The sequence below is a fragment of the Planococcus sp. 1R117A genome, from assembly GCF_051417975.1.
GTDB classification, from domain to species: Bacteria; Bacillota; Bacilli; order Bacillales_A; family Planococcaceae; genus Planococcus; species Planococcus shenhongbingii.
In genome coordinates this window covers 27,586-46,065 of sequence record NZ_JBPRLO010000002.1, presented here as the reverse complement: position 1 = coordinate 46,065, position 18,480 = coordinate 27,586, and the positions used below count along the sequence as shown (strand labels likewise).

Genomic DNA, 18,480 nt, shown 5'->3' with positions numbered 1-18,480 from the left:
CGTACTTTCAAATGGATATAAAAATACCCTTTCTCCACCTAGAGGGAAAGGGTATTTTTTGCGGCATGTTTTTTGTAAACAGTTAAGAATCTATGGATTTTTGCTGCAGTCTATTATAATACTGGACACTTGTCATGGCGCCTTCATCTACCATTTCGGCATCAGGAATATCCGATGGTTTGCCTAAATTCCGCACGTATTTTGTGTTTAATTTTTCGACGGCTTTGTTCAGCTGTCCTTTTACTTTTTTCCGGTTCTCGCTTTTTGCAAGATACGCCGAACCTGCAACCGCTCCCGCTACTCCAACTAACTTTGTGATTTTACCCACTGCTATCTTCCTCCCTTCATTAAGTGAAGTGGCATTATTGCTATTCTTCTTCTTGTACGCTCATGACTTTGTCTACGCTTTCTTGCTCTTTGTGTACAATCTATTGAGGTAGGATGTTTAAAATGAACCTTGCTTCATGCATCATTTCACTTCGCAAAATACAGCCGTCCGTATTATTATAGTTTAACCATAAATCAGCTTTACCAAACTTATCCACTGTATCTTCTGGCTGTATTTAATGACATACCCGACTTCTTCAAGATGCTTTAACACTGCTTTTCTGTTTCAATTTTTACTTCAGTAATGCATATTTCAGTAAAGACTTTTATAAAGCGTCACATAATTAGTTGTTGCCGAGTTGTTCTGCCAAACCGATTAGAAGTCCTTCGGGTCCACGAATGTAGCAGAGCCGATACGAGTCCTCGTACTGGACCACCTCGCCAACGAGCTGAGCACCATGCTTAGTAAGTCTGGATACCATTTCGTCAATGTCTTCAACGGTGAACATGACGCGCAGATAACCGAGGGCATTTACAGGAGCCGTCCGGTGATCGGATATAGCAGGCGGGGTGAGAAATCGTGACAGTTCAAGTCGGCTATGGCCGTCTGGGGTAACCATCATAGCAATTTCTACATGCTGAGAACCCAATCCGGTTACACGGCCAGCCCATTCACCTTCGACAGTGGCTCGCCCTTCGAGGTTCAAGCCGATCTCCTCGAAGAAAGAAATGGCGCCATCAAGGGATTCTACAACGATTCCGACATTATCCATTCTTAGTAATTTGTTATTCTCCATAATTCCATCTCCTTATGGGTAAAAATTTATGACCTGATCTTCTTCTTAATTATTCTATTCAAAAGTTACAAATTCCTTTCTAACAAAAAACTCCTTATCACAGTGCACATAATAAATAAAAGGTTGCAGTTGGGGTACCGTCAGGAAAATGTGAATTTACAACGCTAAGCCCATTTTTCTGAAGGTATCTCTGTACAAACCGTTCATAGTTTCCTTGGCTGCTGCCTTTTTGTGCCGGTTCCTGATACTGGTGATGCTCTTAATGCTTTGCCATTGCGGTCCACTTCTTCAACAGATTTTTTCTCTTGAGTATTGGTTCTTCCTCTTTTGTTTATAAAAAGTAACTGTCGAGAAATTATGGAGAAATTCAGTTTTATCGAAGTGCCTTTCAACGTGTGCAGTTTCTATGGAGTTTCGGAATTCCTGTTTAATGGTGAAGGCAAAGGGAAGAAGTAGAAATGAGACAATAAATAAAAAGTGGAGGTTTTAAACATGGCTCATGAACAACATCAGGAACTTATTCAGATTTTGCATGACTGCGTAGCGGAATGCAATCACTGTTTTGATGCTTGCCTGCAGGAAGAAGATGTGAAAATGATGGCTCAGTGCATTCGATTGGATCGGGAATGTGCGGATATCTGCGCCCTTTTGGAACAGGCAATCTCCCGCAATTCGCCGTTTGTTTCGGAACTGGCGGCAGTTTGCGCGAAAATCTGTGATGCGTGCGGCGACGAATGCGCGAAGCACGCCGATCACCATGACCATTGCAAACGCTGTGCAGAAGCCTGCCGCCGATGCGCGGAAGCCTGCCGAAGCATCGCGTAAGCAGTCGAAAAGGCCTGAAGGAATGATTATTCCTTCAGGCCTTTTTCTTTTTAATCAACATTCCGGTTCATTGATCCATTTGTAGCCGATGCCCCAGACGGTGATGAAATGGTCGTCGATGGGGAACCCGGCTTGCCGGATCTTTTCGCGGATATTTCGCACATGCGAATCGATGGTCCGCCCTTCCGTCTCCGAATCGAATCCCCAGATTATTTCAATCAGTTGATCTCTGCTGAAGACTTTGTTCGGGTTTTTCAGCAGCTGCCCCAGCATCAGGAACTCTTTCGGCGTCAGCTTGATGGATTGCTTTTGATAGCTGAGGTCGAACCGGTCTTCGTCCCAAAACAGCCCCTTCGTTTCAATGCTTTTTTTCGGTGCTCTTCTGCGCAGCAGCGCTTCCATGCGGGCCAGCAGTTCCTCTTCATTGAACGGCTTGGTCACATAATCATCGGCCCCCAGTTTCAATCCCTTGATGATATCCTCCTGTTGCTCCCGTGCCGTCAGCATGATGATCGGCACATCCGAGACCTTCCGGATTTCCCGGCACAGCTCCCAGCCGTCCATTTCCGGCATCATGACATCGAGCAGCACCAGGTCATAGGCCTCTTTTTCCAAGTAGCTTAAGGCTTCATAAGGCCCTAATGCTTTTGTGCAAAGATATTGGTGGGGCCTCAAATACAACGCCACCAAATCCAGCATCCGTTTTTCATCATCCACCAACAGCACTTTCTGCAAGTGAATCCCCCCTTATCAATTCAATGCGCACCGTTGTCCCTTTGTCTCGTCTGCTTTGAATCGCAATCCGGCCGCCGTGCGACTCGACGATTTCCTTGGCAATGGCGAGCCCGAGCCCGCTGCCGCCATGCTGTCTAGATCGGGATTTGTCGACCCGGTACAGCCGGTCAAAGATGAAAGGAAGATCGGACTCTGGAATGCCTTCCCCTTCATCGCTGACAGTGATGAATACCGCGTCCTTCTCTTGCATAGCCGAAAGCGTCACCAGCGTCCATTCCGGCGAATATTTCCGGGCATTGTCGAGCACATTCAACAGCACCTGCTGAAAACGGTCGGGATCGATGAAGGCCGTCACGTCCGGTGGGCACTCGACCACCAAGGAGATTTGTTTTTTGTCGAAGGCTGGCCCGACCAATCCGACGACCGTTTGAAACAGCATATCGATTGAAACCAGTTCTTTCTTGATGGAAAACTGGTGATGATCTAACTGAGCTAATTCAAACAATTGCTGGATCAGTTCTGTCAAATGTGCAGTTTCTTCCCGGATGATGGCAATGTATTCTCGTTTTTCCTTATCGGAAGTATCCGGCCGGCCCGCGATGTCGGCATACCCTTTGATATAAGTCAGCGGCGTACGCAATTCATGCGAGATGCTGGCCAGGAATTCATTGCGGGCTTGTTTCAAGCTGTCCAGATCTGTCGATAACGTGGTGATGGCGTTCGCCAGCTCCCCCAGTTCATCGTTCCGGTCGAGATTGAGCCGGACTTCGTTATGCCCTTTGCTCAACTGCTCCGTGGCTTCCTTCATCCGGATCAGCGGAAGCGTAATCAAGCGTGACAACCCGAAAATCGTAGCGATGGTAAGGGCAGCCGCAATCAGGCCGACGAGCAGAAACTGATTCCGCAGGTGTTCGACCATCCCTTTGATGTGGTTGGTTTCGGCAAACATGAACACATGCCCCCGGTGCTCGCCTGCCACCGTAATGGGGCTGTCGGTCGCAATAAACCGTTTATCGTTCCAGCGGCCCTCCACGATTTCCCCTTTTTGCGGAACCTGTCCAAAATCAGTGTGCTGCAGCACGTCCCGCATTTCAGGTTCAATCCTATCGGAATGAGTCAACTCGTTGCCTTCCGCATCCGTGATGATGACGATGAAATCGGAAGCCGATTCCATCATGGCCACGTGATTCAAAGTGGTGGATACGAAACTGTCTTCCAGCACTTCGCTGTGCGTGTTCCCTCGGGCCAACAGATTGGACATGACTTCCTCCACCCGCTCCTCCACAAAGTTGACGTATAAAATCAGAAACAACACCGATTCGATGATGAGGATAAAGACAAAAAACAATAATCCGATTTTCAATGCGAGTTTATTGAACATGGCAACCCTCTTCCAGACTCGATTTACTTACTTCCATCTGATTGTGTGATCCTTTTATTGGGTTTTGCTGTTTTTTAGCAGCGGTTCCCAACTCTTAGTGCCATCTTCCGACAGGTATGCATCGCCCCGCAGCGTGTAGAAGGCCAGTTCCTGTTCATCGGCCGGATTCTCGCCGATAAAGGCGATGGCATCATCCGGAAGAACCGGCATGTTCAGTTTTTCCAGCGTCTCATTTTCACTAGTATACTGCATCAGCGCGGCCGCTGTCCCGAAGCTCCCGAAATACAGCCTTTCCTCGGTGAAATGCACCGCTGTCCCTCTTTCTCCTTCAGCGGTAAGGGCTTGGAACGTTTCTCCGGCATCCTCTGAGAAATAAATGCCGGTCGAAGTGGCCGCCGCAACGAATTTTGAGTCCGTCGGGTGAAGGGCCAATGCCGCCACTTCCCCTTCCAGTCCGTCAGCTTTTACAGGTTCCCAGGATTCCCCGTCATCCTGGCTTCTGTAAACGCCCGCTTCCAGCAAGGAATTCGGGGCCGGGTTGATCAGGAAGATGTCTTGGCTGTTGTACCCTACCGCCATGGCATGGAAGTCCGTTTCCCCCTGGAACGCAATTTCTTCAATCGTTTCTCCGCCGTCCACACTGCGCTGAATCCCCAGCGGATTAGGCAACTCCGAGTCTGCACTCGGATGGCCGGACGTAATAAAGCCTTCCTCTGTGGCATTGAAGCCCATGTAATCATGAAAATTGTCCGTTGTTTCGAACCATTCCCCGTCCCGGTAAATTTTCAGCCCAACGTGTGACGCAAAATACAGGCCTTCATCATTCCCGGCGTAGCCTAACCCGTGGACGTGGTTCATGTCCCCTTCAAAAGGGACTTCAAAAGAGCCCGCTGCCTCCCCGCTGCACCCGGTCAACAAGAATACGGCAATCAGTGCACCGATTGCCCTTTTCTTTTTCTTCATTTCTCTATTCCTCCAACTCATAAAATTCTTTTAGAACTGTTCTCCTCCATCAGTTTACCGGACAAGTCTCAATTTTTTGTGCAGTTTCTTCTATATGAATGAGAACTTCTCTTGTCGGTTCACGAACTTGCCACAATCCGGTAACCTGATTCCCCGAACAAGAAAATGTCATGGTTCCTGCACACAATATGCAAAGTTCAGGGGTAGAGTAACTACAGACAAACGCAGAAAGAGGGAGATCGCAATGCCGAAAAACAAATGGTTGATGGGGTTGCTGTCGCTCGTGGCAGCCTTCACGTTAAGCGCGTGCAATACGGGCAGCGAGACGAGCGAAGCGCCCGTGGACAACGCAGCCGAAGAGAACATGAGCCAGGAATCCGGGCATGAGAATATGGACCATTCTAGCTCAGGAGAAGTGCCGGCGGATCTGCAGGAAGCTGAAAACCCGACCTATCCAGTGGGTAGCCAGGCTATTATCGAAACGGGGCATATGGACGGGATGAAAGGCGCGGAAGCCACAATTGCCGGCGCTTATGAGACGACTGCCTATGCCGTCACCTACACGCCGACTACCGGCGGGGATCCGGTGGAAAACCACAAATGGGTCATCCACGAGGAGCTTGAAAACCCAGGGGACCAACCGTTGAAACCCGGCGATGAAGTGACGCTGGCTGCCGATCACATGGAAGGAATGGACGGTGCAACGGCTACGATTGATTCAGCGGAGGACACAACCGTCTATATGATTGATTTCACACCGACGACTGGCGGAGAACCGGTCACCAATCACAAATGGGTGACCGAAAGCGAATTGTCACCGAAACAATAAAACCAGAACCCGAGATCTTGCCGGCAAGATCTCGGGTTTTTACCGTACTGGTCCATCCGGGCTTCTGTCCGTTCCGGAAACGGGTAAACTTCATTTGTGTTACAAGCAGATTAAGTTTTTCCTGTCCGGCTTGTCCGCACGAATTCTGCACAGTTTCTCCACATCCATCTTATAAAATAAATCGAATTTAAATTGTTTGAGAGAGGTCACCCACCCATGAAAATACGTCAACTTTTGCATAAACTTGATTTGATCACCCGGTTAGATGCCAGCACGTTAGAATTAGACATCCAAGGCATTGCCGACAACTCCAGGGATGTGGAAGAAGGATTTGCCTTTGTCGCCATTGCAGGCTTTGAAAGCGATGGCCATGGCTACATTGACCAGGCACTTGAAAAAGGGGCAGCCCTTATCATCGGAGAACAGGCGATCGCCGGCTTAACTGTCCCTTATCTACAAGTTGTGAATAGCCGGAAAGCCCTTGGCAGGATGGCGAGGAACTTCTATGGCCATCCGTCAAACCGGAAAGTGATGATTGGCATTACGGGAACCAATGGCAAAACGACCACCAGCTACATGCTGCGGCATTTTTTAGAAAGCAACGGAATATCTTGTTCCATCATCGGGACCATTCAAAACGTGATCAATGGCCAAAAGACGAAAAGCTCCAACACCACGCCCAGTTCGTTGGCCCTGCACAAGCTGTTATCCCACAGCCACGATGAGGTCGTCATCATGGAGGTTTCTTCCCACGGATTAGCCCAACACCGTTTGGCAGGCATTACATTTGATTTCGGCTTGTTTACCAATCTTCATCCGGAGCACCTGGATTACCACGGCTCCATGGAGGAGTACTTCCAGACGAAGCTTTTGATGTTCCATCAGTTGAAAGCGCACGGAACCGCTGTAGTGAATGCGGATAATGTGTGGGGGCGAAAGCTTACCGAAACCCTGCAAAGGGAAGGGAAATCGGTGTATGCGATTGGCAGGTCCGCTGACTGCGACCTGCGCGTTGTCCACTTTACCCCAACGACCTCCACGATGCTGGTGGAGGAAAAGAACGAAACGTACCAAATGGACTCTGCGATGAACGGCATGCACAATATGTATAATACCTTGATGGCAGTTGGGGTTTCGCGGCTGCTGCGAATTCCCAAAGAAAAGCTCTTGGATTCCATTCCGCATTTCAAGGGGGTAGAAGGACGATTTGAGATGACCAAACGAGCCAATGGCACGACCGTCGTGGTGGACTATGCCCATACACCGGATGCTATTGCTTACTGTTTGGAAGCCGTGAAATTACAAAGCGCCCGACGGATCATCCATGTTTTCGGCTTTCGCGGGGACCGGGACCCCGGCAAGCGAAGCGCCATGCTGTCCTTATCCGCTGAATGGAGTGATCGCTATATTTTGACCTTGGATGACCTGAACACGGTTCCCCGAAGCGAGATGTTGGACGTCTTAAAACGATTAAATGAGGTTTACGGTAACCCGAAAGGATCCATTGTGCCGGACCGGACACTCGCCATTCAACAAGCCATCACTGACAGCCAGCCAGGCGATTGGATCGTGATCACCGGTAAAGGGCATGAGAAATACCAGCAATCCTATCAGCTCCCGACCACCTCTGACCGGGAGACAGTTGATTTTGCCATCGAATTCGACTAAACTCACCTAAAAAGAGGAGGCGTTTCATTTGAAGCATGAACACCATCCGCATCATGAAAGGGATCACGAGCTGCCGAGCGTTTATGTAAATGCCGTCTACAACTCCGGCCGTATACTGGTGCAAGTCCGGGATGCGAACGGCAAGGCGGTCGAGCTGGTGAAAGACCATGAAAAAAGCATGCACTTGGTGATTGTCCGTGCCGACTTGGAAACCTTTTTACACGTCCACCCCACCGAAACGAGTTCCGGAGACTTTGAAGTGGAGTTGGAACTCCCCTCTGGACGCTATCTGGTTTTCGCGGACATCAGTCCGGTCAATGGGACGTATGCCATCGAGCCAAGAATGGTGACCGTCGGGACAGCACCCGAAACCGCCAAAACCGATTGGCAAATGCTCGCGGAACGGGACCGTCCGGCCAAAAAAATCGGCGGAAAGACTGTCACTTTTCAGCACCCGGAATTGACTGCCGGTGAACCGGCTATACTGTCTTTTGACTTGAACGGAGAAATCCCCTTGCCGTATTTGGGTACAATGGGACATGTCGTTGTACTGGACGAGCAAGGAAAGCGATTTATCCATGTGCACCCATCGTCAAAAGACCGCCCTGAATTCCAAACAGAATTTCCGTCTGCAGGATTTTACAAGCTATGGGCGGAATTCCACTTCATCGACACGGGCGTTCTCGCCTTTCCATTCATCGTAAAAGTGGCAGAACCGAACAGTCCGTAACAGAAGGCGGTTTTCATGAAAAAACCCCGAAGAAAGCCTATATACCGGCACTCAAGTACCCTTGGCTAACGCGCTTCTACGATCCGCTAATCGAATCGGGTCTATGGGGAAAAAGATGAAAATGCAGTTTCATGTACTAGATTTTGAAAACCCGCAAAATGGGATGTGGTGTGCTGTCTTTCTCCCCGTCCAATTCCTGGACGGCTTTGAACCCACTTCGCTCAATGTCAAAGGCATCATTCCAGAACAGTTAAAGGAAACCGGGTTTGCGGCAATCGAAGAAACGGCTCGATTCTCGACGGGTGTCGGGACAATGCGGGCATATAAAGCTTTCAAGCTCTGAACTGCTCGGTTTTTCCAGGCATTTTCGTTTGAAATCGTGTTATAACAGTCTGCTGGTGAATAAAACAAGGGAGAGGAAATGCTTTTTTTAGCATTTCCTCTCCCTTTCTTCTTTTTTTCATCTAGATTTCATTTTCCGCCTTTATAGTTAGGGTACGTTAAAGCCTAGGCACTTCTTCGGATCCGACTGGCCTGAATATTCTTTTCTAAATGGAGGGAAGAAAATGCGCATACAGGAAAAGGGTTTGCTGACAATTATCGATGGCCCACATCAGAACCTAAAACTATATGACATTACGACTCCATACGGTGACGCAAGAGTGTTAGGAACGAACGGGGAGAATGATTCAATAAATACTTTTTAGAAATCGAAAAATGGCATTGATATATAAAGTGAGAAGGAAGGTTTTTATTATGAACAAAAGAAAATGGATTGTCATAGCAGTCCCATTCTTATTGCTTTTGGCTTTTGCATGGACTTATATCCCCCAAAAAGTTGTAAGCATAGAGCCAGCAAATGTTTCTAAAATAGCTGTTTTTGATGAAAATTCTATGAAATTAATGGAGATAACCAAAAAAAAGGATATCAATCATCTGGTCGATAATTTGAACAATGTCACTCTTCAAAAAGGGACACCCTCAATCGGATATATCAAATTTAGTTATAGAACGGTCTTTTTTGATGATGAAGGAAAAGAAATTAAAGACCTAACAATCAATTCAAGAGATACGATAAAGTATAAGGGGTTTTTCTATATGTCAGAAGATCACTTAATTGATTACGATTATATCGAGGAGTTAGTGAGTAAAAAAACGAATCAAACGAACGGAGGACAATAGTTGAACAAATGCAACACACAAAAAGGGAGAGAAGATGCTTCCGATAAGCTTCTTCTCTCTTCACTGATGCGTACTTTAAATTATGTTATTGCTTTCAATAATCCGACGATATAAACTATATTTTTTTATACAAAGTCTTCAAACCTCTGTTTGACTTTAGCTTCTTACAAAAATGTGCCCCAAGGTTAAAGAAAATTCAACTTTTGGGAGGCACCACTTTTCATGTACGACTATTACACACTGTATTAAACAGATTTAATTCTTTAGTTTTAATGCCATCGCATTGATAGCGACGATAACAGTGGAAACGGACATCAGAACCGCTCCTGCTGCAGGAGCTAAGGTAATCCCAATGGAGGCTAAAACACCCGCAGCTACAGGAATGGCAATAAAGTTATAACCCGCTCCCCACACGAGGTTTTGTTTCATTTTACTAGTTGTTTTGCTAGCCAATTCGATAAAGGATTTTATATCCCCTGGATCCGACTGAGTCAAAATCACATCAGCAGAATCGATAGCAACTTGAGTTCCGGCTCCGACTGCTACACCAACGTCTGCTATCGCAAGGGATGGTGCATCGTTTACGCCATCGCCGACCATGATAACGGTTTGCCCTTTGTTTTTCAGTGATTCAACCAAATTGTATTTATCTTGCGGGGATTGATTGGCTCTGTATTCAATGCCCAGTTCCTCAGCCACCCCTTGGGCGGCTGTTTCATTGTCACCTGTAGCCATAATCGGTTGTATATCGTTATGTTTCAATGCTTGTATCAAAGTTTTACTCGTTTCTTTTAATTCATCACCTAATGCGACCGTACCGATCGGTTTCCCGTCTTCAACCAGTATACTTAATGTGGCCCCTTTCGGAACATCCACCGCCACATCTTTTCCAAGTGCCTTTTGACTGATCAATTCGTATTTGCGTCCATTTACGTTTCCTTCCACACCGGCACCCGACACGACATCAATCGAATCAAAGCGGACAGGCTGAATCCCTTGTTTCTCCGCGTAATGGATTATCGATTGGGCGATTGGATGACTTGATCCGCCTTCAATCCCTGCCATAAGGGCCGCAATTTCAGCTTCGGTATGTTGGCCACCCCGTGTTTCCATGTTCAATACTTTAAATTCCCCAGTAGTCAATGTGCCTGTTTTATCCAAGATCATCACGTTGGCCTTACTTGCCAGTTCCAATGCTTCCCGGTCCTTCACCAACAGCCCGCGGCTTGCACCCAAACTGGTGCTTCGTGCAATCACTAAAGGAATAGCAAGGCCGAGAGCGTGCGGACATGCGATAACCAGCGTCGTGACCGTAAAGAGAATCGCGGTTTGAATATCAGCGATATACAGCCAAACACCGAACGCGATAATGGCTGCCGCAATGGCGATATAAAATAGCCAGCCCGCTACTTTTTGGGCTAAATTTTCAGCTCTCGAAGGCTGATTTTGAGCCTGGGCAATCAGGGTTTGAACTTGAGAAAGAAACGATTGGTCGCCCGTTTCCTGCACTTCAAGATACAAGATGCCTTCACCGTTCGTAGAACCGCCGATTACTTTGTCTCCGACTCGTTTTTCAACAGGTTTGGATTCTCCTGTCAGCAAGGCTTCATTGATCCGGGAAACTCCTCTCTTGATGATGCCATCGGCAGGAACATTTTCGCCAGCTTGAACACGTACAAGGTTCCCGACTTTTAACTCGGTTACTGGACGCGTCTCGATTGAATCGTCTTCCAGTACCACATGTGCATCTTTCGGCACTAATTCAGCGAGTGATTTTTGCGCGTCCCCCGCTTCTCCGACAGCTTTCATTTCAATCCAGTGGCCAAGGAGCATAATCAAGAGCAAAGAAGCGAATTCAAAGAAGAAATCCATGATGTGTTCACCGGTCGCATAGCGGGCCAGCACTGCGTAAATACTATACAAATATGAAACGGATATCCCTAAAGAAATAAGGGCCATCATTCCCGGATCTTTTTGCTTGAATTCGACTATCGCACCTTGATAGAAGGGTTTTCCCCCATAAACCAATAAGATGGTTGCCAATACAGCGACTACAATGTCCGAGTATAGAAAGGTAAATTGAAACGGAAGCCTAACGTCCATCATTGGGGACAATAGCAAAATGATAATTCCCAACGGCAGGGACTTCAGAAAAATTTCCTTGAAGTTCCCATGCTGATGGTGGTCATGTTCACTATGATCTTGGTGATCATGGTTCTGGGAAGGATTGCCGTGATCATGAATGCCCTCTTTTACTTGAATTTCATGATAGCTATGCCCAACATGTCTGGAATGATCCATCTTGCTGTGATCTGCCTGTTCATGGTTATAATCTTTCTGATTCTTTGCCATAAAGTCCGCCTCCTTCAATATAGTTACTTCCTTATGCCATTTATATCCTACTTTCGTGCCCTCTTAACGACGAGAATAACCAATAGGTTCATTGACCCCTTTGTCGCCGTTCTGCCAATCTTATGTTTGAACCTCCTAGTGTCCAACCGAGACCCGATTACAATAAGCATAAAATCAACGACATTCTCTTCTTGTTTATCAACGGGCATTTCAATACAGAGCCGTTGAAAGGTGATTAATTCCAGTCCCTCACCTTCATTCATGTATTTTGAAATGGGTATTAGTTGTCTGGCATTGAGTTAGCTCCGAATCCGATACCTCCATTAATGGCTATTTATATACACATGGGGGGTATAAAGCGTTGAAAAAATTTACCGAACCATACTCCTGGCCAATTATTCAACAGACTTCCCTGGCTTTCCGCAGCTGTTATTGCAGAATATTCACAAAGCGTACCGACAGAATCACAAGTTTTTGTTCTATCAGTCCGTGCTCCTTAAGATGGTTCTCTCTATAATTAATGGTGGTTCAAAAGCCGAAACACTGGCAGCAAGCCCTTCAGCAAATTGTTTCTCTACTAATGATCTGCTGAAGGATAGTTGCGGAAAAGACCATCTTGATTTCATTTTCTGATCAACTTCACAAGTCCACTATACAATACCCCCCTATGGTATGTAAAGGATTATGTTTGTTTTATCTAACAAAAAGAAAAATCTTCTACAAACTCGACAATTTGCTGAAATCTCTCTCTCCGTGCCTCGTTGGAAGTGGACTTATCCAATTCCTCAACAAAGTCCTCCTGGACATTCTCAATCACTTCGTTCTTTCAGTTCAGCCCTAAACGAAATTCATGTTCCAAGGTCTGAATCCCCACTTCCTCTTCGTTCCATCGAAGAATGGATTCGGTAACATCGTGACAGGGCTCACAAATAATCCCGCTCTAAATTTCTCTCCTTCTCCCTTTCAAAAGTGGATATCTGTCTTTTCTGGACACTGTCAGGCTTCCACAACGCAATTAATCTATTTTTTATTTTATTTCCTTTGTTCCCAACGACCCAATCGCTTCTTCCTCCTGGATGAGCCGGTTGAAAAGGTGACGGTATCTCCAGGATAGGAAAATAGCCCGCATCAGAATATCCAGGGCAATGGCTAGCCAGATTCCGGCAATCCCGAGCCCGAAATAAATCCCCAACACGTAAATGCCGACAATTCGGATCAGCCACATGCCAATCGCTGTGCTGTACATCGGACTCTTAGTGTCCCCAGCTCCTTGCAGCGCGCCGGTGAGCACCAACCCGACAGCTAGTGCCGGCTGGGCGAAGGCATCAATGCGCAACGCAACGGCCACCATCCGGACCGCTTCCGGATCTTGGGTAAACCAGGTCGCCAGCCACGGGGCAAACAGGAACAGGAAGACGCCGATTACGCTCATGAACCCGACCGCCACCCCCATCGTCAACAGGCCGTACTGATAAGCCTCTTTGATCTTGCCCGCCCCCAGATACTGGCCGACCAAGGTGGTGGCCGCGATCGCCAGCCCGTAGCCTGGCATGTACGAAAACGTCTCGATGTTGCCGGCAATGGTGTGCGCCGCAAAGGTCTTTGTCCCGATCGCCACAATCAATCCGAAGTACAGCACTTGCCCCAAACGCATGATCAGCCGTTCGGCAGCCGCTGGGGTCGCCAGGGAGAAAATCGTGGCAAACATGGAGTGTGCCTCTGTTTTTTCCCACAAGGAAAACGACACGGCCGACTTCTGGATGTAGAAATACAAAACGATCGCCCCGATCATCCGCACGATGACGGTGGCCCAGGCGGCTCCCGCCACGCCCCAGCCAGTCCAATCCCCGACTCCGAAAATCAGCACGTAATCGAGCGGGATATGCAGCAAGTTGATGCCCCACGCGACATTCATGGGAGTTTTCGTATCCCCGGCGCCCCGGAGGATGCTGCCGAAGATGAGCATCAGCGAAATGAACACCGAAGGGATTCCCACGATCCGCAGATAGGTGGCGCCTTCCGCGACGACACGTGCTTCCGCCCCGAACAAGCCGATCAAAAATTCCGCGAAAACCAACGTGAGCAGGCCGAAAAAAGCGCCGACGGCCAAGGCAATGACCATGGATTGTTTCGCCACCGCCTTCGCCTTCGCCATATCCCCGGCGCCGATGCTGCGGGCGATCAAGGACGAGGTGGCAATCCCCACCGCCATAAAAATCGCCAGGTAGATGGCGAGCACGGCATTGGCGACGCCCACTGCCGTCACTTCCAACAAGCCCACTTTGGCAATGAACAAGGTGTCGACAAATCCCACGACGGTCTGCAGAATGTTTTCGATCATCGCCGGGACGGCGAGAAATAAGATCGCCAGCAGTTTTTCTTTCGTGCTCCGGTTTTCAAACAATCCTTGTGCAGCCATATCTCCCTCTCCTTTGATGCAGAAATCGTATCTGTTTCAACAGTTTTTGACAATTTACTGTCTCCTTAACATTTCTTCCCTTTAAATCTGCTGATATGGCCGCTTTACTTTCACCGACTTTATACAAAATTCAGTGTATGTAATTTCAATATAAACTAACGCAATCTTCACACAACCAGAAATGTTTTCTTATCTGATAAATTTCTTCATTACCCTAATTTTCATCTATATTTCACTTTCTTCCTATAGAGTCAAGGTAGGTTAAGGTAACAGAACTGCTTAAAGCACCGTAACAAAAACAGTGGACAATCAGAACGGAGGATGAATGATGAAAATTGAAATCTTGCAGCCAACTATCGAACAAAGAAATGTTTTGCAAAACTTGCTGGAGTTGTACCAGTACGATTTCTCTGAATTCGAAACTGAAGATGTAAATGAAGAAGGCGTATATGGATACAAATACTTGGACTACTATTGGGCAGTTCCCGGGCACTTTCCATTTCTGATCAAAGTTAATGGGAATCTTGCAGGATTTGCCTTGGTAAGAGAAATCAACTCGGCAGATCTACAGTGTGACTCCTATTTCAAAATAAGCGAGTTTTTCATCCTGAAAAAATACCGGAAGGAAGGCATTGGCAAACAAGCGGCATTTTATTTGTTCGATCTCTTCCCTGGAGAATGGGAAGTGGCGGAACTTGAGGCCAATCTTCCCGCACAAAAATTTTGGCGAAAAGTTATTTCTGCATATACGAACAACAATTATTCAGAAATCCGAAAAGATAATTGGCATGGACCGATTCAGCGATTTACATCTGCTTTAAATTTTTCGCCTTTCGGAGCAGCATACTTCCCCAAACTAGAAACGGACATAGTTGAAACAAGATTCTAAACTTCGAATAATTGATTTGCCTAAACCCCGATGCTTACTTTTCTCCCTTACTTTCCATTAATCTGGAAGAAGAGATGAACCATTTGAGTGCTTCGATTCTGGAAGTTCACAACAATGAGAAAATATCCTCCGTTAACAAAAAGTAAATTGATGCCAATTAAATGAATTCATTACTGAATAAAAGGAAGAGACGGTTCTGTTCAAACGGCTAAGTTCCTTCTCTTCCTATAATTTCATCTTATGCAAACTAATAAGAGTTCTTCAGCCTTGTTGCCCCGATCCAGCCATACAGATCCGGAATCTTGTTGTCCATTTCCCATCCCCATAAAATCGTGAGGATAATGAACGCCCTGCCATAGGCGGCGTAAATCCGGTCGAATGAAGCGAATGATTGGAAAGTGGCAATGACACCATATAAGGCTAATTCGATGACGCCAAAAATACCCAAACGCAACGACTTTCCTTCCCGCAGCAACAGCCAAATCAAATCGACTCCAACAATTCCATCTATTCCTGCAATTACAAATAAGAAAATTGTATAAATCAATTCTAATACTCGTTCCCTATTCACGTTCTAATAGCACATAGATGGCCTTTTGGTTTTACTCAACTTAATCGTAACAATATCAAATAGAAATATTATTTTATCCACTAATATCAGCTTTTTAATATGAAAGAATAACTTAAAAACAGTTTATTAGAAAGCGTTCGGAAAAGTATATTTGTACAAAAAAAAAGAGCCCAAATGAGCTCTTTTCGTTCAGCAGCAATTCGGTGCTCCGACCATCACCAGGCCCGATTGCTCCCCATCTGTTTCAAAATCCAATGTCAAACTGCCTGTGGCATCTTTCGCATCCGAGGCAATCGCCATCCGGATGCCGTTGATGTCCGCTACTTCATCTGTTGCTTCCGGTGCATCCAGCGACAAGCCGATTTGCGGTCCGCAGCAGCCAGCTATTGCATAAATCCGCAGACCTTCCGCTTTTTGCTCTTCCAGAATGGATTGGATGTATTGTTTGGCTTCATTTGTAATCATCATAGGTTGTATCTCTCCTTTTTGGTTTACTTTCGTTTTGATATCACCATTTGTTAGGCGTTCGGAAAAATTCGCTGAAGGGATTCTTTCAATGGCGGTTTCACGTTGATCTTCTCGCGTACGGACTTTGCCTGGGCTTCCGCCTCTTCGATGCTGTCGGCTTTCCCCAAAGCCAACAGCGTGCCGATCGCCACAGTGCCGGTCCGGTTGCTGCCGCCTGCACAGTGGAAATAAATTTTCTTGCCGTCATTGTAGGCATCCACAACTTGGTCAATCGCTTTTTTGACCGAATCATCCTGCTGTTCATCGGAATTATCGACAATTGGGCTGTGGACTCGCAAATACTCGTACTCGCCTTCGGTCACTTCTGCACGCAAATCCACGACGACATCAATCCGTTCCGTCTCTGCTGCGTTTTTAGCATCCGCCGCGCCGCCAATGAAAATGCGGTCTTTTACCAATTCCTGATAGTCTTTGTTCATATCAATTCCACCTTCCTTTACCTGAAATGTCCATGCCCGCAAGTCCCAGTTCTTAAAAAAGACTTTGTAAACTAAGCATCCTTACAATATGAATTCTTTTAATTGGTGATAGCCGATCTTTTCCTCCTGCAGCCAAGGAATCAAGGCGCACTTAGGAGCCAGCTCTTCGTCCACTTTCTTGATCCATTTTTTCTCAGAACTCGCCCGGCCTCGCAACACCGGATCCGCGGTGTCCGTGGCGTATAGGCTTTGGTTGATGACCCACCATTTCGGCTCAATCTCGGCACGTTTCAAATCATCCTGAAGCCTCGCCGCTTCTAATACGGGTGTCGCTTCCGCCAGCGTCACAATGACCACGCCAGTTTCTTCCGGATTGCGCAAACGCGGCAGGAGTTTCTTGACGCTTTCCGGCACGTCCCCGGTCGAACGGCTCATCTCTTTGTGGTAGGCTTCCGTCGAATCCAGCAACAGCAACGTATGGCCCGTTGGCGCCGTATCGATCACGACAATTTCGTTTTCTGACTTTTCCACTACAGCCGCAAATGCCTGGAATAGCGCGATTTCTTCCGTGCACGGTGATTCCAAGTCTTCCTGCAGATAGGCCAGCTCTTCTTCGGTCAGTCCATTTCCTGCATTTTGGAGAACCGTCTGTTTGTAGCGCCCAACTTCAATTTCCGGATTGATGCTGCTGATAGACAGGCTGTCGCGTGTTTCGCTGCCCGCAAACGTATACGCCAGATGCGCGGCCGGGTCCGTGGTGGTCAAATGGACGCGGTGTCCTTTTTCGGACAAGCCCACCGCAATGGCCGACGCAATCGACGTTTTGCCGACTCCGCCTTTGCCCATCGTAAAGATAACCCTTGTATTTTTTGCCGAGAAATCCTCAATCACTTGATTCAAGCCTGGAAGATTCAATACTTCCGGAGTTGCCTCTTCCGCTTCAAATGTGATGATGGAATAGGAGCTGAACAAATGCCGCAGGTTCTCCACACCCGTCAGCGAATACGAGACGAACGGCAGTGCATATGTCATCACTTGTTTTAAGGCTTCCGGCGTTTCTTTTAAAGCGAGTCGCTGGCGGCTGTAAAACGCGGTCGATACTGCGTCTTCCGGCTGATGCGTCTGCAGCAGGCCGTTGATGATGAGCAATTGGTTCCGAATACCGATTTCTTTCAGTTCCAAAGATGCCCGGTCAGCTTCAAGCAATGACGAGTTGTCGGGACGCGCAATCAACAGCAGCGTTGTCTTTTCCCAGTCGGACAGGGACGTAACCGCCTTGGCATACATCTCTTTTTTTCCTTCCAAGCCGGCCAGTGGTCCCAAACAGGAAGCGCCGTGTGTGCTTTCTTCCAGAAATCCGCTCCATGCCATCGGCAGCTGCAACAGCCGCAGAGTATGGCCGGTCGGTGCCGTATCAAACAAGACATGATCAAACCGATCTAAGATGTTTTCATCGGCCAACAAATGTGAAAATTCATCGAAGGCGGCAATCTCCACCGTACAGGCGCCTGATAGCTGCTCTTCCATTGTGGCTAACACCGCATCCGGCAGTTTGCCGCGGTACGGGCCGACCATGTTTTCCTTGTAAGCCCGTGCCGATTCTTCAGGATCGATGTTGCACGCAGAGAGGTTAGGAACGCTTGAAATGGCTATTGGTTCATTCGTCAAGCCCACTTCCAGCACATCCTGAAGGTTGGAGGCCGGGTCGGTACTGACCAACAAGACCTTTTTTCCCTGGTCGGCTAATGCGACAGCCGTGGCACAAGCCGTGGACGTTTTGCCGACCCCACCTTTTCCGGTGAAGAACAGGAACGGCGTCAAGGGCATCTTTTTCGGATTGAATAGCGAATACATATCATGTGCTC

General features: G+C 47.4%; 18 protein-coding genes. 7 read left to right on the top strand and 11 right to left on the bottom strand.

Annotation, left to right across the window (positions count from 1 at the left end; all coding sequences use genetic code 11):
* Window positions 1–82: 82 nt before the first annotated feature.
* On the bottom strand, window positions 83–328 hold the full coding sequence (locus ACSFXN_RS05670) for a hypothetical protein (protein WP_437149212.1): 246 nt from the start codon (window positions 326–328) through the stop codon (window positions 83–85).
* A gap of 343 nt (window positions 329–671) precedes the next feature.
* Window positions 672–1,124, bottom strand: coding sequence for a VOC family protein (locus tag ACSFXN_RS05665; protein ID WP_437149211.1), 453 nt, complete (start codon window positions 1,122–1,124; stop codon window positions 672–674).
* Window positions 1,125–1,616: 492 nt separating this feature from the next.
* On the opposite strand from ACSFXN_RS05665, the gene ACSFXN_RS05660 reads away from it, so the two are divergent.
* The gene (locus tag ACSFXN_RS05660; protein ID WP_437149210.1) at window positions 1,617–1,949 is read left to right on the top strand and encodes a four-helix bundle copper-binding protein; all 333 of its coding nucleotides are present in this window, start codon (window positions 1,617–1,619) and stop codon (window positions 1,947–1,949) included.
* Window positions 1,950–2,003: 54 nt separating this feature from the next.
* On the opposite strand, the gene ACSFXN_RS05655 is transcribed toward ACSFXN_RS05660, so the two are convergent.
* From ACSFXN_RS05655 to ACSFXN_RS05645, 3 genes are read right to left on the bottom strand one after another with little or no spacing between them, the layout of a single operon-like run.
* Window positions 2,004–2,684 carry a response regulator transcription factor gene (locus ACSFXN_RS05655; protein WP_437149209.1) on the bottom strand — a complete coding sequence of 227 codons (681 nt, stop codon included), beginning with the start codon at window positions 2,682–2,684 and terminating at the stop codon, window positions 2,004–2,006.
* Window positions 2,659–4,065 (bottom strand): ATP-binding protein, encoded by a 1,407-nt coding sequence (locus tag ACSFXN_RS05650; protein WP_437149207.1) that lies wholly within the window; start codon window positions 4,063–4,065, stop codon window positions 2,659–2,661. Before ACSFXN_RS05650 ends, ACSFXN_RS05655 begins: the two co-directional genes overlap by 26 nt.
* Window positions 4,066–4,119: 54 nt before the next feature.
* Complete coding sequence (locus ACSFXN_RS05645) at window positions 4,120–5,028, bottom strand: F510_1955 family glycosylhydrolase (protein WP_437149206.1); 909 nt, start codon at window positions 5,026–5,028, stop codon at window positions 4,120–4,122.
* A 244-nt stretch (window positions 5,029–5,272) separates the two neighbouring features.
* On the opposite strand from ACSFXN_RS05645, the gene ACSFXN_RS05640 reads away from it, so the two are divergent.
* From ACSFXN_RS05640 to ACSFXN_RS05620, 5 genes are all read left to right on the top strand, one after another.
* Window positions 5,273–5,857, top strand: coding sequence for a YdhK family protein (locus tag ACSFXN_RS05640; protein ID WP_437149205.1), 585 nt, complete (start codon window positions 5,273–5,275; stop codon window positions 5,855–5,857).
* Window positions 5,858–6,073: 216 nt separating this feature from the next.
* Window positions 6,074–7,525: a UDP-N-acetylmuramoyl-L-alanyl-D-glutamate--2,6-diaminopimelate ligase gene (locus ACSFXN_RS05635; protein WP_437149204.1), complete on the top strand. Its 1,452-nt coding sequence runs from the start codon at window positions 6,074–6,076 to the stop codon at window positions 7,523–7,525.
* Window positions 7,526–7,553: 28 nt separating this feature from the next.
* Entirely contained in the window at window positions 7,554–8,255 is a 702-nt protein-coding gene (locus ACSFXN_RS05630) for a hypothetical protein (RefSeq protein WP_437149203.1), read from the top strand.
* A 115-nt stretch (window positions 8,256–8,370) separates the two neighbouring features.
* Entirely contained in the window at window positions 8,371–8,598 is a 228-nt protein-coding gene (locus ACSFXN_RS05625) for a hypothetical protein (RefSeq protein WP_437149202.1), read from the top strand.
* A gap of 413 nt (window positions 8,599–9,011) precedes the next feature.
* A complete protein-coding gene (locus tag ACSFXN_RS05620) occupies window positions 9,012–9,437 on the top strand; it encodes a hypothetical protein (RefSeq protein ID WP_437149201.1) in 426 nt (141 codons plus the stop codon).
* Between the two features lie 255 nt (window positions 9,438–9,692).
* Here the strand turns inward: ACSFXN_RS05620 and ACSFXN_RS05615 are convergent, their stop codons facing one another.
* The gene (locus ACSFXN_RS05615; RefSeq protein ID WP_437149200.1) at window positions 9,693–11,789 is read right to left on the bottom strand and encodes a copper-translocating P-type ATPase; all 2,097 of its coding nucleotides are present in this window, start codon (window positions 11,787–11,789) and stop codon (window positions 9,693–9,695) included.
* 1,027 nt (window positions 11,790–12,816) lie between these two features.
* Entirely contained in the window at window positions 12,817–14,208 is a 1,392-nt protein-coding gene (locus ACSFXN_RS05610; protein WP_437149199.1) for an MATE family efflux transporter, read from the bottom strand.
* Between the two features lie 328 nt (window positions 14,209–14,536).
* Between ACSFXN_RS05610 and ACSFXN_RS05605 the strand changes: the two genes are divergently transcribed.
* Complete coding sequence (locus tag ACSFXN_RS05605) at window positions 14,537–15,097, top strand: GNAT family N-acetyltransferase (RefSeq protein WP_437149198.1); 561 nt, start codon at window positions 14,537–14,539, stop codon at window positions 15,095–15,097.
* A gap of 247 nt (window positions 15,098–15,344) precedes the next feature.
* Here the strand turns inward: ACSFXN_RS05605 and ACSFXN_RS05600 are convergent, their stop codons facing one another.
* From ACSFXN_RS05600 to arsA, 4 genes are all read right to left on the bottom strand, one after another.
* Window positions 15,345–15,644, bottom strand: coding sequence for a YnfA family protein (locus tag ACSFXN_RS05600; RefSeq protein WP_437149197.1), 300 nt, complete (start codon window positions 15,642–15,644; stop codon window positions 15,345–15,347).
* A gap of 213 nt (window positions 15,645–15,857) precedes the next feature.
* Window positions 15,858–16,136 (bottom strand): iron-sulfur cluster biosynthesis family protein, encoded by a 279-nt coding sequence (locus tag ACSFXN_RS05595; RefSeq protein ID WP_437149196.1) that lies wholly within the window; start codon window positions 16,134–16,136, stop codon window positions 15,858–15,860.
* A 50-nt stretch (window positions 16,137–16,186) separates the two neighbouring features.
* Window positions 16,187–16,615, bottom strand: coding sequence for a protein-tyrosine phosphatase family protein (locus ACSFXN_RS05590; protein WP_437149195.1), 429 nt, complete (start codon window positions 16,613–16,615; stop codon window positions 16,187–16,189).
* An 81-nt stretch (window positions 16,616–16,696) separates the two neighbouring features.
* Window positions 16,697–18,469 (bottom strand): arsenical pump-driving ATPase, encoded by a 1,773-nt coding sequence (gene arsA, locus ACSFXN_RS05585; protein ID WP_437149194.1) that lies wholly within the window; start codon window positions 18,467–18,469, stop codon window positions 16,697–16,699.
* Between the last annotated feature and the right edge of the window lie 11 nt (window positions 18,470–18,480).